Below are 15,226 nucleotides of genomic sequence, written 5' to 3'. Positions count from 1 at the left end.
CGCCGTTGCCGCCGAGATCATGCCGGGCCGCCCGCCCGCGATTGCGGTGATCACCGCGATCGAGAAGCTGGCATAGAGCCCGACCTTGGGATCCACGCCCGCGATGATCGAGAAGGCGATCGCCTCGGGGATCAGGGCCAGCGCGACGACCAGACCCGAAAGCAGGTCGGCGCGGACATTGCCGGTCCACTGGCGTTTGTAGGTATCGAATGAGAACATGAAATATCTGTCCATGACCGGGCCGGTCCCCCGAACCGGCCTCGGCGCGATCCTGTCTGTCGGTTCATGTTGTCCGGCGGATCAGCGGCCGGAAGAGCCACCCGGAATTGCGCCGGGTCCATGCGATGAGCGCGTGATAGGCGCAATCCCTCCCGGATCGCAACCCCGTGATCCGAAATTGCACGGGGAATGTGGCCGGTTTCCCGGTCCCGGACCGTCTTCAGGGCCGGCTGCGCAGCAGGCCCATGATCTGCTTGGTCTTCTCGAGGATCGGGGTCGCGACCGTGTCCGCGCGCAGCGCGCCATCCCCAAGGATGCGGTCGATTTCGGCCGGGTCGTCCATGTATTCGGTCATCTTCGCGGTGATCGGGGACAGGGCCGAGACCGCGATGTCGGCCAGCGCCGGCTTGAATGCGCCAAAGCCCTGGCCCTCGAAGCGGGCCAGAACCTGATCGGGGGTCTCATCGGCCAGCGCGGCATAGATGTTGACCAGATTGCGCGCCTCGGGGCGGTCCTTCAGCCCGTCGATGGCGCCCGGCAGCGGGTCGGCATCGGTGCGGGCCTTGCGGATCTTCTGGGCGATGGTGTCGGCATCGTCGGTCAGGTTGATCCGGCTGGCATCCGAGGGGTCGGATTTCGACATCTTTCTGGACCCGTCACGCAGCGACATGACACGGGTCGCCACCCCCTCGATCAGCGGTTCGGTGATCGGAAAATGACCGACGCCGTAATCATGGTTGAACTTGGCGGCGATGTCGCGGGTCAGTTCCAGATGCTGCTTCTGATCCTCGCCGACCGGCACGGCGGTTGCCTGATAGGTCAGGATATCGGCCGCCATCAAAGCCGGATAGGCCAGCAGTCCGAGGCTGGCGTTTTCGCTGTTCTTGCCTGCCTTGTCCTTGAACTGGGTCATCCGATACATCCAGCCGACGCGAGCCACTGTGTTGAAAAGCCATGCCATTTCGGCATGGGCGCTGACCTGGCTCTGATTGAACAGGATCGATTGCGCGGGATCGACGCCCGATGCCATGAAAGCGGCGGCGGCCTCGCGGATGCGGGCGCGCAGCATTTGCGGATCCTGCCAGACGGTGATCGCGTGCAGGTCGACGATGCAATAGACCGTCTCGGCGCCCTGTCCCTGCAGGGCGGCAAAGCGTTTCAGCGCGCCCAGATAGTTTCCCAGCGTCAGCCCGCCCGAGGGCTGGATGCCCGAGAAGATGCGCGGCGTAAAGCCCGGATTGATCGGATCGCTCATGTCTGGCCTGCTTGGATTTTCCGTGGCGCTGGCTTAGCTGTTGGCCGCGACAAGAGCAACCGAGAAGGAAATCCGATGCGCGAGGGACTGACCGAATCGCCGCTGAATCCGCTGCCGATGGCGGTCTGGCTGCTGGCGCTGCCCATCATCGCCAGCGAGGCCGTTTTCGGGCTGGGCCGGATCGGGCTGATCGGCGGGGCGCAGGGCGTGGGATTGCGGCTGGCGGGAATGCAGCTTTCGGCCTATGCGCCCGAGATGGTGCAGCGGATGTGGGATATGGGCGCGATCGACTGGGCCCAGATCTACCGGCTGTTCAGCTATTCCTTCGTCAATGCCTCTTTCACGCAGTCGCTGTTCGTGCTGGCCTTCACGCTGGCGCTTGGCAACCTGGTGGCGCGTCAGTTCAGGCCCACGGCCCTGATCATGCTGTTCTTCGGATCGGCGGCGGGCGGCGCGCTGGTCTATACCGTGGCGATGGCCGCGCTGCCGGGGCGCGCGGTGCCGCTGATCGGGGGCTATCCGGCGGTCTACGGGCTGGTCGGGGCCTTCACCTTCCTGCTGTGGGCGCGGCTGGCCGCGGCCAATGCGAACCGGATGCGTGCCTTCACGCTGATCGGGATGCTGCTGCTGTTCCAGCTGGTCTTCGGGATGGTCTTCGGCGGCACGGGCTATGGCTGGATCGCCGAGATCGCGGGTTTCGCCGTTGGCTTCGGTCTCAGCTTTCTGCTGGTCGATGGCGGCGTTGCGCGAGCCATCCGGCAGATCCGCCAGCGATAGCATCCGGGCGGCCGCCCCGAAAGGCCGCGGCGGGATCGCGACAGATCAGCGGCCGCGTCTGACGGCGGTCCCGAGATCGCCGAGGCGGTAGGCGCGGGTGAGGAAGGCCAGCGAGAAATAGATCGCGGCGCCGCCGAAGACGAGAATGGCGAGGCCGGGAATGCGCGCCATCCCGGACGCGGCCAGCCAGTCGCGGATCAGCCAGAGGGCCATCGCCATCAGCGCAGAGGCCAGCACGATCCGGGGCGCGGTCCGGCGCAGGCGGGCATCGGCGCGGGCGGCCTGTCCCATCGCGCGGGTGCCCCACCAGAGCTGCGCAACCATGACCCAGGCTGCAACGGTGGTGCCAAGCGCCGCCGCGATGAAGCCCAGCGGCTGCATCAGGCCAAAGGCGACGGCGGCGTTCACCACCATCGACCACAGCGCGAAGCGGAAAGGCGTGCGGGTATCCTCGCGCGCGAAATACAGCGGTTGCAGGATTTTCTGCAGCACGAAGGCAGGCAGGCCGAGCGCATAGACGACCAGCGCCTTCGCGGTCTGCGCGGTGTCGAATGCGGTGAACTGGCCACGCTCGAACAGGGCCGCCACCATCGGCTGGGCGATGACGGCGATCGCGAAGGCGGCAGGCAGGGTCAGGAACAGGCCGAATTCGGTGGCCCGGCTGTAGGCGGACTGGCCGCCGGCGTGGTCGCCGGCCCGCAGGCGCCGGGCCAGTTCGGGCAGCAGGACGACGGCGACGGCGGCGCCGACGACGCCCAGGGGCAGTTGATAGAGGCGGTCGGAATAGGACAGCCAGCCGATCGCGCCGTCAAAGCGCGAGCCGACCTGCCGACCGATCAGCAGGTTCAGTTGCACGACGCCCCCTGCGAAGGCGGCCGGCAGCGCCACGGCCAGCAGGCGGCGCATGTCGGGCGAAAGGCGCGGCCGGCGGGGCAGAAAGGTCCAGCCGGTGCGATGCGCGTCCCACCAGACCAGCGCCAGTTGCGAGATGCCGGTGACCGGCGTGGCCCAGGCCAGCGTCAGCCCCAGATCCCAGCCGCGCCAGCGCCCCAGACCCATCGCCGCGATGAAAAGCAGGTTCAGCAGCACGGGGGCTGCCGCCGCGGCGGTGAAGCGGCCATTGGCGTTCAGCACGCCCGAAACCATGGACGCCATGGAAATCAGCAGGATATAGGGGAAAGTTATCCTGCCGTATTCAACGGCCAGCGCAAAACGTTCGTCGCCCTGAAAGCCCGAAGCCATCAGCCAGACCAGCACCGGCATGAAGATCATTGCCACAGCCGAAAGGATCAGCACGGTCACGAACAGGCCTGAAAACGCCTCGGAGGCGAAGCGCAGCGCGTCGCGGCGATTGTCGAGCTTCTTGGAAAAGATCGGCACGAAGGCGGTGTTGAACGCGCCCTCCGCGAAGAAGCGGCGGAACATGTTGGGCAACGACAGCGCGATCAGGAAAGCCTCGGCCACGGGCCCGGTGCCCAGCCACGCCGCCATCAGGATGTCGCGCACGAAGCCCGAGACGCGCGAGACGAAGGTCCAGATTCCCACCGACAGGAATCCGCGCACCAAACCGGATTTCATGATCTATGCCTCTGCCCGTCTTGTCCCGTCGGCGATGGCCTTGCGCAGTTTCTTCTCGAGCGCAAGGCGTTTGCCATCGCCGTGCAGTTTCAGGCCGAACATGTCCTTGACGTAGAAACTGTCCACGACCTGCGCGCCATAGGTCGCGATCACGGCGCTGACGATCTGGATGTGGTTGGAGGCCAGCGTCCGGGTCAGGTCATAGAGCAGGCCGGGACGGTCGCGGGTATCGACCTCGACGATGGTATAGATGTCGCTGCCTTCGTTGTCGAAGGTGATATGGGTCGGGAACCGGAATTCGCGGTTGCGCTTCTTGGGCTTGTCGCGTTCGGCGAAGGCCTCGCGCGCCACGATCTCTCCGCCCAGCGTGCGCAGGATTGTCTGGCGCAGGCGCGGCAGGCGATCCTCGGCAAAGGGATGGCCATCGGCATCCTGCACCCAGAACACCGCGGTCGCATAGCCGTCGCGGGTGGTATAGGTGCGCGCGTCCACGACATTGGCGCCCATCAGCGTCAGCGCCCCGCAGAGCCGCGAGAAGATGCCTGGATGATCGGCCAGAACAAAGGCCGCGCGGGTGGCGTCGCGGTCATGATCGGCGCGCAGGTCGGTCCTGATCTCGTCCGCGTCTATGCCGCTCAGCAATTCCGCAAAGACCGCCTGCGTCTCGGAGGGCAGGCCGGGCCAGTAATTGTCGTAGTGGCGCGCGATCTCGGCCCGGATCGCGCGGGCCTCCCAGCCCTTGGCGATCAGCAGGTGGCGCAGGGATCGCTTGGCCTCGTTCTGGCGCTTGTCACGGTTCAGTTCTTCCAGGCCGTTATCCAGCGCCGTGGCGGTTTCGGTATGCAGCTTGCGCAGCAATACCGCCTTCCAGTTGTTCCAGACGCCCGGCCCGACGCCGCGAATGTCGCAGACGGTCAGCACCAGCAACATGTCCAGCCGCCGGCGTGTCTTCACCGCCTTGGCAAAATCGCGCAACGTGCGGGGGTCGGAAATATCGCGTTTCTGCGCCACGTCCGACATCAGCAGGTGATTGCGCACCAGCCATTCGACATTGTCGATATCGTCCTGGGAAAAGCCGAAGCGGCTGGCCACGCGGCGGGCGAGGCGGGCGCCCAGGATCGAGTGATCCTCGGGGCGGCCCTTGCCGATGTCGTGCAGCAGCGTCGCCAGATACAGGACGCGGCGGTTGATGCCCGAATCCATGATCGCGTGGGACAGCGGCAGGTCTTCGGGATGTTCGCCGCGCTCGATCTCGGCCAGGGCGGCGACGCATTGGATCGAATGTTCGTCAACGGTGTAGTGATGATAGTGGTTGAACTGCATCATCGCCACCACCGGCTCGAATTCCGGAATGAAGGCTGCCAGCACGCCCAGCTCGTTCATGCGGCGCAGCGCGCGTTCGGGATTGCCGTGGCGGATCAGCAATTCCATGAACAGTCGGATCGCCTCGGGATCCTGGCGCATCCTGTCGTCGATCCGGTCCAGGTTGGCGGCGATCAGGCGCATCGCATCGGGGTGGATCAGGATGCCGGTGCGCAACGCCTCTTCGAAGAGACGCAGGATGTTGAGCGGATCGGCGAGAAAGCCCGCCTCGTCCTGGATGGCCAGACGGCCAAGCTGATCGACGAAGCCCGCCTTCAGCTTGCGCCGGCGGCGGAAGATGCGGCCCAGGATCGGCGCGCTGCGCACATGGCGGGATTCAAGTTCGGTCAGGAAGACGCGGGTCAGTTCGCCGACGCGGGTGGCGTGGCGGAAGTAATCCTGCATGAAATATTCGACTCCGCGCCGGGCCTGGGTGTCGTGATATCCCATGCGTCGCGCCACCTCGACCTGCATGTCGAAGGACAGCATGTCAACGGGGCGTCCCGCGATCAGATGCAGATGGCAGCGCGCGGCCCAGAGAAAATCCTCGGCCTGCCAGAAGGACAGGTGCTCTTCGCGGGTGAAGACACCCAGATCGACCAGTTCCACGGCGCGATCGACGCGGTGGATGTATTTCGCGATCCAGTAAAGCGTTTGCAGATCGCGCAGGCCGCCCTTGCCCTCCTTGACATTGGGTTCCAGGACATAGCGCTGCCCACCCTGCCGCTGATGGCGTTGGGCGCGTTCCTCCAGCTTGGCCTCGACGAATTCGGGAACCGATTTCGCGAACAGATCCGACCACAGCCGCTGACGCAATTCCTCGGCCAGCGGCGCGTGGCCGGTGACGAGACGATGTTCGACCAGGGAGGTGCGGATCGTCATGTCGGCGGCGCCGAGGCGCAGGCAATCGTCCACGCTGCGGATCGAATGCCCGATCTTCAGCTTCAGATCCCACAACATGTAAAGCATGGATTCGACCACGCTTTCGGCCCAGGCGGTGATCTTGTAGGGCGTCAGGAACAGCAGATCGACATCCGAGAACGGCGCCATCTCGGCCCGCCCGTAGCCGCCGACGGCCAGAACGGCCAGACGCTCGCCCTCCGATGCGTTGCGGACCGGGTGCAGATAGCCGGTGGCGATGTGGTGCACGATGGTGACGATGCCATCCGTCAGGCTGGCGATGGCGCGCACGGTTTCGCGGGCGGCGCGGGGATGGCTGGCGAATCCGGCCTCGATATCGGCCATGGCGGCGGCGCGGGCACCGGCGAGAAGATCGACCGTGACCGCCCGGATCCGGCGCGGCTCGCCGATCCCGTCCAGCGCCCTGTGCAGGTCGGGCAGAAAGGCGTCGGGGTCGAAAACCGCATGCGCCCCGGGCAGGGCGGGGGCGCTTTGCACGATCGGGCCGGTCGCGGCGGCGGCCAAGATCAGAACCCGTATCCGCCGAAGCCGCGCGGTGCGGGATCGAGGATCACCACCTGATTGCCGCGCAGCGTCGCCACGGCAAGCGCGCGTTGCGAGGTGCCGTTGCCGCGCAGGCGGAAGACGCCGCCGACGCCGGAAAATCCCGAACGCTGTGTCAGTCCGGTCGTGGTCAGCGCATTGCGCCTGCCCGTGCGGACCAGCGAGGCAATGGCGGCCACGCCGTCATAGCCAAGACCGGCCAGTTCGTGCGGCGCCTCGCCATAGGCGGCACGATAACGTGCGTCGAATTGCGTCTTCAGGCCCTGATCGGGGATCGCGAACCAGCCGTTCTGAAGCTGCGGCAGGCCGACGCGCGACGGCGGCTGGTCCCAGCGGGTCAGGCCCATCATTTGCGTGACCGGCGAACGGATGCCCGAGGCGGCCAGTTTTTCCGTCAGATAGGGCAGCACGGCCTGATTGTTGGCGGTCATGAAGACCGCCTCCACCCGCCCCGACTGCGCCGCGGCGGCGATCTGCGGGATCACCGCGTCGATGCCGCTGACCGAGACGGGGTGGTTGGTGCGCCCCGCGAGGCGCGCACCGTTGCGGGCGATGGCGGTCTCGATGGCGCGGCCGCCAAGCTGGCCCGCGACGTCATCTTCGGCCACGACATAGATGTTGCGCTTGCCCTGACGGACGCCATAGCCGACCAGCCGGTCGGCAACATTGGCGAAACTGTTGCCCAGAATGAAGACGTTGCCGCCGGCGATTTCCGCATTGTTCGAGAAGGACAGCACGTTGATGTTGCGATCGCGCATGGCGTTGCCGACGGCGTTGGCGGCCTCGGCGAACAGCGGGCCGACGATGATCTGGGCGCCGGCATCGGCGGCGGCATTGGCCTGCTGGACGGCCCGTTCGGTGCTGCCCCCGGTGTCATAGACGCGCAGGTCGATGGCCGCACCCTGCGCGTCCGATGCGGCCATGCGCGCCGCGTTCTTCAGGCTTCGCGACAGCCATTCCAGATTGTCCGATCCGCTGCCGGCAGGTGTCAGAAGGGCGACGCGCACGGGCTGTCCCGGTTCGATCAGCGGCCCGATGGCGGGGCCGGTCGCGACATCGTTGTCACGGCCTCCGGTCGGCTCGCAGGCGGCAAGGACAAGGGCCGACAGCATCGCGGCTCCGGCTGTGAACAGGCGGCGCAGTCCGGTGGCGGGCCGGGTTGTGGCGGATGCAAACATGTGGAACCTCCCTGCTTTGTGTTTGTCGTCGCGACGAGTTGCGGGCAGCCTAGGTCCAACCGGATCGCTTGGCAATCAGCCCGACCGCGTCAGCAGAGGGGGAAATGTCATGGCCACCGGGTCAGGCGGAGACGGCGTGAAAGGCCGCGAGATCGAGCCCGCGCGCCCACTGGCCGCGCGGATCGAGGCATCGGCGCTGCAGGCGGGTCTGTATCTGGTCGCCACCCCCATCGGGACGGCGCGCGACATCACCTTGCGCGCGCTGGACGTGTTGAATTCGGCCGATCTGCTGGCCGCCGAGGACACGCGGGTAATGCGGCATCTGATGGCGATTCACGGCATTCCGCTGCGCGGCCGCCGGGTGCTGTCCTATCACGACCACAATGCCGAAAAGGCCCGCCCCGCGCTGATGGCGGCACTGGCCCGGGGCCAAAGCGTCGCCTATGCCTCGGATGCGGGCACGCCGCTGGTGGCGGATCCGGGCTACCGTCTGGCGCGCGAGGCCGCCGAAGCAGGCGCGCGGGTCCATGCGATCCCCGGCCCCTCGGCGCCGCTGGTTGCGCTGAGCCTGTCGGGCCTGCCCAGCGACCGGTTCCTGTTCGCGGGCTTTCCGCCCCATGCCAAGGCCGCGCGCGCCGCCTGGCTGCGGCAATGGGCCGGCGTGGATGCCACGCTGATCCTGTTCGAAAGCCCCAGGCGCGTTAAGCAAACATTGGCAGAATTGTGCGAGATTGACGCGAATCGGGTTACAGTGGTGGCAAGGGAACTGACCAAGAAGTTCGAAGAGGTGATCCGGGGCCGGGCGGAGGATCTGGCGGTCGATCCGCGGCTGGACGGGCTGAAGGGAGAGGTGGTCATGCTGCTGGACAGGCCAACAATGCGCGAGGCCGGCGAAGACGATCTGCGCGCGGCCCTGTTGCAGAGGCTGAGCCGAATGAGTGTGAAGGATGCCGCGCGCGAGGTGGCCGAGGAATTGGGAATGCCGCGGCGGGATGTGTATCAGTTTGCGCTGGCTCTGGGCGCTAAAGGGGAATGATGCTGGATATGGGGCTGGCCTTTGCGCAGCCATCAAGGCCCGGCCCACGGCGCGAACGCGGGCGCCGGGCCTGTCTGTCGGGTGCCATGGCGGAACAGGCGGTGGCGCGCAGACTGCGCGCGAAGGGATTTGAAATCCTGGCGGAGCGCTGGCGCGGGGCGGCGGGCGAGATCGATCTGATCTGCCGCGACGGCGACTGCGTGATCTTCGTCGAGGTCAAGCAGGCTGCCACCCATGAGGAGGCGGCATCGCGGCTGGGCGCGGGGCAGCAGGGCCGCATCTGCCGGGCGGCCTGTGACTATTGCGAAAGGCTGCCCCTTGGGCAACTGACCGAGATGCGTTTCGATGTTGCCCTGGTCGATGGTCAGGGCCGGGTCGCGATCCTTGAAAACGCCTTCGGCGACTGCTTCGCCTGAGACTTGCATCCGCCCGGTCGCCGCGCGACAAGCGGGCAAGCAAGGTCAGGGGATGCCGATGAGCCTTTATGTCGCGTTGCAGATGGATCCGGTTCAGCATGTCTCGGTCGATGCCGACAGCACCTTCCGGATCGGGCTGGAGGCGCAGGCGCGCGGGCATCGGCTGTTTCAGTATACCGTCGACCAGCTGCGCTATGACGAGGGTCGCGTGATCGCACGGGGCCGGCCCGTCAGCCTGCGCAGGAAACAGGGCGAGCACGTGACATTCGGCGATTGGGACGAGGTGGATCTGCGCGATTTCGACGTGGTCTGGCTGCGCCAGGATCCGCCTTTCGACATGGCTTATGTGACGTCGACGCATCTGCTGGACCGGGTGCATCCCGGCACATTGGTCGTGAACGACCCGTTCTGGGTGCGGAATTGCCCCGAAAAGCTGATGGTTCTGGATTTTCCCGATCTGACGCCGCCGACCATGATCGCGCGTGACCTCGCGGCCTTCCGCGCGTTCCGGGCACGCCACGGCGAGATCATCGTCAAGCCGCTTTACGGCAATGGCGGCGCCGGGGTGTTTCATCTGAAACCGGGCGATCCCAACCTGTCCGCATTGCTGGAAACCTTCGCCGGCATCAACCGTGAACCGATGATCGCGCAGAAATATCTTGCCGCCGTCAGCCGGGGCGACAAGCGCATCATCCTGGTCGATGGCGAACCTGTGGGCGCGATCAACCGCGTTCCGCAGGAAGGTGAGGCGCGGTCGAACATGCATGTCGGAGGGCGCGCCGAAAAGATTGGTCTGACCGCGCGGGAACGCGAGATCTGCAAGAGGATCGGTCCGATCCTGCGCGAAAAGGGGCTGATCTTCACCGGCATCGACGTGATCGACGGTTGGCTGACCGAGATCAACGTGACTTCGCCCACCGGCATTCAGGAACTGGAACGGTTCGACGGAATCAATGCCGCCGAGGCGATCTGGGTCGCGATCGAGCGGCGCTGGCGGAACGCTGAGGCCGTGGCAGGGGGCGTCCGCGCCTCACCCCCGAAGGTATCTGGAAAGAGCGTGGGGGCTCAGCCGCCCGCGACAAAGGGCAGGCGATAGCTGATCGCCTCGGCCAGATGCGGAGTCCGGATATCCGCCGACCCGTCGAGGTCGGCGATGGTGCGGGCGGTGCGCAGGATGCGGTGATAGCCGCGCGCGGTCAGGCCCAGTTTTTCGGATGCCTTGACGATCAGGGCGCGGCCTTCCTCGTCCGGCGTCGCGATCTGGTCGAGGATCGCGCCGGAGGCATCTGCATTCACACGCAATTTCTCGTGATTCTGAAATCGACGCGCCTGGATTTGACGTGCGGCGGCCACGCGGGCAGCAATGTCGGTCGATCTGTCTCCGGTCGGGGGCAGTTCAAGATCCAGGAAGCTGACGGCCGGAACCTCGAGGCGCAGATCGAAACGGTCCATCAGCGGGCCGGAGATTTTTCCCAGATAATCGGCGCCGCAATTCGGCACCCGCGCACAGGCGCGGGCGGCATCGGCCAGATAGCCGCAGCGGCAGGGATTGGCGGCCGCGACCAGCAGGAAACGGCAGGGATAGCGGACATGGGCGTTGGCGCGGGCAACGACGATCTCGCCGGTCTCGATCGGCTGGCGCAGGGTTTCCAGGACCGGTCGTGGAAATTCCGGAAATTCGTCCATGAACAGCACGCCGTTATGGGCAAGGCTGATCTGGCCGGGCTTCGCGCTGCGGCCGCCGCCGACAATCGCGGGCATCGAGGCCGTGTGATGCGGTTCGCAGAAGGGCGGATGGCGCAGGATGCCGCCATTGTCCAGAATGCCCGCCAGCGAATGGATCATCGAGGTTTCCAGCGCCTCGGCCGGGGACAGCGGCGGCATGATACCGGGCAGGCGGGCGGCCAGCATGGATTTGCCCGCGCCGGGAGGGCCGACCATCAGCAGGTGATGGCGGCCGGCGGCGGCGATTTCCAGCGCCCGCTTGGCCCGTTCCTGGCCCTTGACCTCGGACAGGCAGTTGGTCGCGGGGCTGGCCTCGATCAGGCCGGGCCGGGCGCGCGCCAGCGGCGCGCGGTCGGTCAGGTGATCGACCACCTCGCGCAGATTGCCGGGGGCGAGGACCGGCACGGCCTCGACCCAGGCCGCCTCGGCGCCGCAATCGCGAGGACAGATCAGGGCGCGGTCGTCCTCGGCCGCGGCCATGGCGGCGGGCAGGGCGCCCGCGACCGGCACGAGACGCCCGTCCAGCGCCAGTTCGCCCAGGGCAACGCAGCGGGCCAGTTCCTCTTTCGGGACGATTTCCAGCGCCGCCAGCACCGCCAGCGCGATGGGCAGGTCGAAGTGCGATCCTTCCTTCGGCAGGTCGGCGGGCGACAGGTTCACCGTCAGCCGGCGGTTCGGAAGTGCGATCGAAAGCGCGCCGAAGGCCGCCTTGACCCGTTCGCGCGCCTCGCTGACCGCCTTGTCGGGCAGGCCCACGATGCCAAAGCCCGGAAGACCGGCCGCGACCGAACATTGCACCTCGACCAGACGTGCCTCGACGCCTTCGAAGGCGACCGAATAGGCGATCGCGACCATGTTTCCCCCTGCGCTTGCCGGCAAGGGTTAACGCGGTGTCGATTAAGGATTGGTTAACAGCGGCGCTTTCCTTGCGGCAGGCCCGCGCCGGGTCTATCTGTTCCAGCGAACCTGCGAGGGCGAGATGACCGGCAAACGCATCCTTCTGATCATCGGCGGCGGCATCGCGGCCTACAAGATCCCGCAGCTGATCCGGCTGATCCGGGGCGAGGGCTGGACCGTCAGCCCGGTCCTGACCCGCGCGGGTGCAGAATTCACCACGGCGATGACGATTTCGGTCCTGGCGGGAGAGGCGGTTCATGACGGCCTGTTCGACATCGCCAAGGAGGCCGAGATCGGGCATATCCGGCTGACCCGTGACGCCGACCTGGTCGTCGTCGCGCCCGCGACGGCGGATCTGATGGCGAAGATGGCCCAGGGGCTGGCCGACGATCTGGCCTCGACGCTGCTGCTGGCATCCGACAAGGGGGTGCTGGTCGCGCCCGCGATGAACGTGCGGATGTGGAATCATCCCGCGACTCAGCGCAACCTGGCAGTCTTGCGCGCGGATGGCGTGGCGGTGATCGGGCCCGATGAGGGCGACATGGCCTGCGGCGAACACGGCCCGGGACGGATGGCCGAGCCCGAGGCGATCATGGCCGCGATCCGGGCCAGGCTGGATACCGGACCGCTGCTGCTGGAACCGCAGGCCCAGGTCGCCAGGGGCGTGCTGGCGGGGCGGCATGTGATCGTGACCTCGGGGCCGACGCATGAACCCATCGACCCGGTGCGCTATATCGCCAATCGCTCGTCGGGGGCGCAGGGGGCGGCGATTGCCGGGGCGCTGCGCGATCAGGGCGCGCGGGTCAGCTTCGTGACCGGACCGGCGGCGGTGCCGGCGCCCGCCGGGGTTGATGTGATCCGAATCGAGACCGCGCGCGAGATGCGCGACGCGGTCGAGGCGGCCTTGCCCGCCGATGCCGCCGTGATGGCCGCGGCGGTGGCCGATTGGCGGGTGGTCAATGCCGTCCCGCGAAAGATGAAGAAGGACGGATCCGGGCGTCCTCCGACCCTGGATCTGGCCGAGAATCCCGATATCCTGGCCTGGGTCAGCGGGCTGGACGGGCGGCGTCCGAAACTGGTCGTGGGCTTTGCCGCCGAGACGGATGACATCGTGGCCCATGCCACCGCCAAGAGGCTGCGCAAGGGCTGCGACTGGATCGTTGCGAACGATGTCAGCGATGGCACCGGGATCATGGGGGGGACCGAGAACGCGGTCACGCTGATCGACGAGACGGGCGCCGAGGAATGGCCCCGTCTGGGCAAGGACGAAGTTGCGCGCAGGCTGGCGCGGCGGATCGCCGAGGCGCTTGCATGAGGGATTACCTGGACTGGAACGCGACCACTCCGCTGCGCGGCGAGGCGATCGCCGCGATGCGCGAGGCGATGGAGATTTCGGGCAACCCGTCCTCGGTCCATGCCGAGGGCCGGGCCGCGAAGATGGCGCTGGAAAAGGCGCGCGAACAGGTGGCGGCGGCCCTGGGGGCCGAAGGGGCGGATGTGGTCTTTACCTCGGGGGCGACCGAGGCGGCGGCGATGGTCCTGGCCGGGCAGGGGATCGCCTGCGCGGCGGTGGAACACAGCGCGGTCAAGGTCTGGTGCGATCCGGTGCTGGCGGTCGATGGCGAAGGCGTCGTGACCGTTCCCGACCCCGCGCGGGCCAGTCTGCAACTGGCCAATAACGAAACCGGCGTGATCCAGTCGCTGCCCGACGGGCTGGCCAGCAGCGATCTGACCCAGGCGTTCGGAAAGGTGCCTTTTGCGTTCAACTGGTTGGGTGTCACCGCAGGCTTTGTCAGCGCGCACAAGCTGGGCGGGCCGAAGGGCGTCGGCGCGCTGATCGTGAAGAAGGGCACCGATGTCCAGGCGATGATTCGCGGCGGCGGGCAGGAACAGGGACGCCGGGCGGGCACCGAGAACCTGATCGGCATCGCCGGATTCGCCGCGGCGGCGGCGGCGGCGCAGAAGGATCTGGCTGCGGGCGAATGGGACCGTGTGGCCGCGTTGCGCGACGCGCTGGAGACGCGGCTGCTGCAGATCGCGCCCCGGGCCCGTATCGCCGGAAAAGGCGCGCGACGGTTGCCGAACACGACCTGCATTCTTACATCTGGGTGGAAGGGCGAAACGCAGGTCATGCAGATGGATCTGGCAGGCTTCGCGATCTCGGCGGGCTCGGCCTGTTCGTCGGGCAAGGTCCGGGCCAGCGGGGCCTTGCAGGCCATGGGTTACGACGACAAGGCGGCGCAATCGGCGATCCGGATTTCCATCAGTCCGGCTTTGGTCGAGGATCAGGTGAACCGATTTGCGGATGCTTGGGAAAAGGCGTATTCACGCTGGCGCGAACGGAATGGCTGAGTGAAACGCTTGGCCGCAGGAAGGATAGAGGATGAACCAGACCACCGATCTTGACGTCCGCGAGGGTGTGGACCGCGAAACGGTCGAGACTGTCCAGAACATGGGCAGCTACAAATACGGCTGGAACACCGAGATCGAGATGGATTACGCCCCCAAGGGGGTGAACGAGGATATCGTCCGTCTGATTTCGGACAAGAACGGCGAGCCCGAATGGATGACCGAGTGGCGGCTGGAGGCGTTTCGCCGCTGGCAGACCATGTCGGAACCCCGCTGGGCAATGCTGAACTATCCCCATATCGAGTATCAGGATCAGTATTACTATGCCCGCCCCAAGAGCATGGAGGTGAAGCCGAAATCGCTGGACGAGGTCGATCCCAAGCTGCTGGCGACCTATGAAAAGCTGGGTATCCCGCTGAAGGAACAGATGATTCTGGCCGGCGTCGAGGGTGCCGAGGCGGTGCCTGCCGAGGGCCGCAAGGTCGCTGTGGACGCGGTCTTCGACAGTGTCAGCGTCGGCACCACCTTCAAGGACGAACTGGCCAAGGCCGGCGTGATCTTCTGTTCCATCAGCGAGGCGATCCGCGAGCATCCCGAGCTGGTGAAGAAATATCTCGGCTCCGTCGTGCCGCAATCGGACAATTTCTTCGCGACGCTGAACAGTGCGGTCTTTTCGGACGGCAGCTTCGTCTATGTTCCACCGGGCGTGCGCTGCCCGATGGAATTGTCGACCTATTTCCGCATCAACGCCGAGAATACCGGTCAATTCGAACGGACGCTGATCATCGCGGACAAGGGATCTTACGTCAGCTATCTCGAAGGCTGCACCGCGCCCAAGCGCGACACCAGCCAGCTTCACGCGGCGGTTGTCGAAATCGTCGTCCTGGAGGATGCCGAGGTCAAGTATTCAACGGTCCAGAACTGGTTTCCCGGCGACGAGGATGGGAAGGGCGGCATCTACAACTTCGTC

13 protein-coding genes and 1 other annotated feature are annotated in these 15,226 nt (G+C 66.4%); of the genes, 7 read left to right on the top strand and 6 right to left on the bottom strand.

Annotated features, from left to right (window positions below; genetic code table 11):
* On the bottom strand, positions 1-219 hold a 219-nt coding region (locus B4A72_RS11785; protein ID WP_292978669.1), incomplete at its 3' end, for a SulP family inorganic anion transporter.
* A gap of 67 nt (positions 220-286) precedes the next feature.
* Positions 287-342 (bottom strand) — a sequence feature (sul1 is cis-regulatory element that is thought to sense ions involved in sulfur or methionine metabolism; They are found in Alphaproteobacteria).
* Positions 343-439: 97 nt separating this feature from the next.
* Positions 440-1,474 (bottom strand): tryptophan--tRNA ligase, encoded by a 1,035-nt coding sequence (trpS, locus tag B4A72_RS11780; RefSeq protein ID WP_292950824.1) that lies wholly within the window; start codon positions 1,472-1,474, stop codon positions 440-442.
* A gap of 75 nt (positions 1,475-1,549) precedes the next feature.
* On the opposite strand from trpS, the gene B4A72_RS11775 reads away from it, so the two are divergent.
* Positions 1,550-2,251, top strand: coding sequence for a rhomboid family intramembrane serine protease (locus B4A72_RS11775; protein ID WP_292950826.1), 702 nt, complete (start codon positions 1,550-1,552; stop codon positions 2,249-2,251).
* A gap of 45 nt (positions 2,252-2,296) precedes the next feature.
* Here B4A72_RS11775 and murJ read toward each other — a convergent pair whose 3' ends face one another.
* The 3 genes from murJ to B4A72_RS11760 are packed head-to-tail and all read right to left on the bottom strand — an operon-like array spanning position 2,297 to position 7,833.
* Positions 2,297-3,829, bottom strand: coding sequence for a murein biosynthesis integral membrane protein MurJ (gene murJ, locus B4A72_RS11770; protein ID WP_292950828.1), 1,533 nt, complete (start codon positions 3,827-3,829; stop codon positions 2,297-2,299).
* A 3-nt stretch (positions 3,830-3,832) separates the two neighbouring features.
* Complete coding sequence (locus B4A72_RS11765; RefSeq protein WP_414692120.1) at positions 3,833-6,619, bottom strand: [protein-PII] uridylyltransferase; 2,787 nt, start codon at positions 6,617-6,619, stop codon at positions 3,833-3,835.
* The gene (locus B4A72_RS11760) at positions 6,619-7,833 is read right to left on the bottom strand and encodes a penicillin-binding protein activator (protein WP_414692119.1); all 1,215 of its coding nucleotides are present in this window, start codon (positions 7,831-7,833) and stop codon (positions 6,619-6,621) included. Before B4A72_RS11760 ends, B4A72_RS11765 begins: the two co-directional genes overlap by 1 nt.
* 109 nt (positions 7,834-7,942) lie before the next feature.
* Between B4A72_RS11760 and rsmI the strand changes: the two genes are divergently transcribed.
* From rsmI to gshB, 3 genes are all read left to right on the top strand, one after another.
* Positions 7,943-8,869: a 16S rRNA (cytidine(1402)-2'-O)-methyltransferase gene (rsmI, locus tag B4A72_RS11755; RefSeq protein WP_292950842.1), complete on the top strand. Its 927-nt coding sequence runs from the start codon at positions 7,943-7,945 to the stop codon at positions 8,867-8,869.
* 101 nt (positions 8,870-8,970) lie between these two features.
* Positions 8,971-9,285: a YraN family protein gene (locus B4A72_RS11750; protein WP_349678626.1), complete on the top strand. Its 315-nt coding sequence runs from the start codon at positions 8,971-8,973 to the stop codon at positions 9,283-9,285.
* 58 nt (positions 9,286-9,343) lie between these two features.
* Positions 9,344-10,381, top strand: coding sequence for a glutathione synthase (gshB, locus tag B4A72_RS11745; RefSeq protein ID WP_292950846.1), 1,038 nt, complete (start codon positions 9,344-9,346; stop codon positions 10,379-10,381).
* Here gshB and B4A72_RS11740 read toward each other — a convergent pair.
* Positions 10,351-11,865, bottom strand: a complete 1,515-nt coding sequence (locus tag B4A72_RS11740; protein ID WP_292950848.1) for a YifB family Mg chelatase-like AAA ATPase — start codon at positions 11,863-11,865, stop codon at positions 10,351-10,353. The two genes, gshB and B4A72_RS11740, sit on opposite strands and share 31 nt — an antisense overlap.
* 124 nt (positions 11,866-11,989) lie before the next feature.
* Here B4A72_RS11740 and coaBC point away from each other — a divergent pair, with 124 nt between their 5' ends.
* The 3 genes from coaBC to B4A72_RS11725 all read left to right on the top strand — a co-directional run.
* Positions 11,990-13,222, top strand: a complete 1,233-nt coding sequence (gene coaBC, locus B4A72_RS11735) for a bifunctional phosphopantothenoylcysteine decarboxylase/phosphopantothenate--cysteine ligase CoaBC (RefSeq protein WP_292978679.1) — start codon at positions 11,990-11,992, stop codon at positions 13,220-13,222.
* Complete coding sequence (locus tag B4A72_RS11730) at positions 13,219-14,259, top strand: cysteine desulfurase family protein (protein ID WP_292950850.1); 1,041 nt, start codon at positions 13,219-13,221, stop codon at positions 14,257-14,259. The genes coaBC and B4A72_RS11730 overlap by 4 nt, the downstream gene beginning before the upstream one ends.
* 31 nt (positions 14,260-14,290) lie before the next feature.
* The coding region (locus tag B4A72_RS11725) for a SufD family Fe-S cluster assembly protein (protein WP_292978667.1) at positions 14,291-15,226 on the top strand (936 nt) is incomplete at its 3' end.

The organism is Paracoccus sp. UBA5162 (genome assembly GCF_002413585.1).
Classification (GTDB): domain Bacteria; phylum Pseudomonadota; class Alphaproteobacteria; order Rhodobacterales; family Rhodobacteraceae; genus Paracoccus.
This window is presented reverse-complemented; position numbering and strand designations above follow the sequence as displayed.

Coding starts and splice junctions, on each gene's coding strand:
- coaBC (WP_292978679.1), top strand. CDS start 11,990: ATGACCGGCAAACGCATCCTTCTGATCATCGGCGGCGGCATCGCGGCC.
- rsmI (WP_292950842.1), top strand. CDS start 7,943: ATGGCCACCGGGTCAGGCGGAGACGGCGTGAAAGGCCGCGAGATCGAG.
- B4A72_RS11760 (WP_414692119.1), bottom strand. CDS start 7,833: ATGTTTGCATCCGCCACAACCCGGCCCGCCACCGGACTGCGCCGCCTG.
- trpS (WP_292950824.1), bottom strand. CDS start 1,474: ATGAGCGATCCGATCAATCCGGGCTTTACGCCGCGCATCTTCTCGGGC.
- murJ (WP_292950828.1), bottom strand. CDS start 3,829: ATGAAATCCGGTTTGGTGCGCGGATTCCTGTCGGTGGGAATCTGGACC.
- B4A72_RS11730 (WP_292950850.1), top strand. CDS start 13,219: ATGAGGGATTACCTGGACTGGAACGCGACCACTCCGCTGCGCGGCGAG.
- gshB (WP_292950846.1), top strand. CDS start 9,344: ATGAGCCTTTATGTCGCGTTGCAGATGGATCCGGTTCAGCATGTCTCG.
- B4A72_RS11775 (WP_292950826.1), top strand. CDS start 1,550: ATGCGCGAGGGACTGACCGAATCGCCGCTGAATCCGCTGCCGATGGCG.
- B4A72_RS11740 (WP_292950848.1), bottom strand. CDS start 11,865: ATGGTCGCGATCGCCTATTCGGTCGCCTTCGAAGGCGTCGAGGCACGT.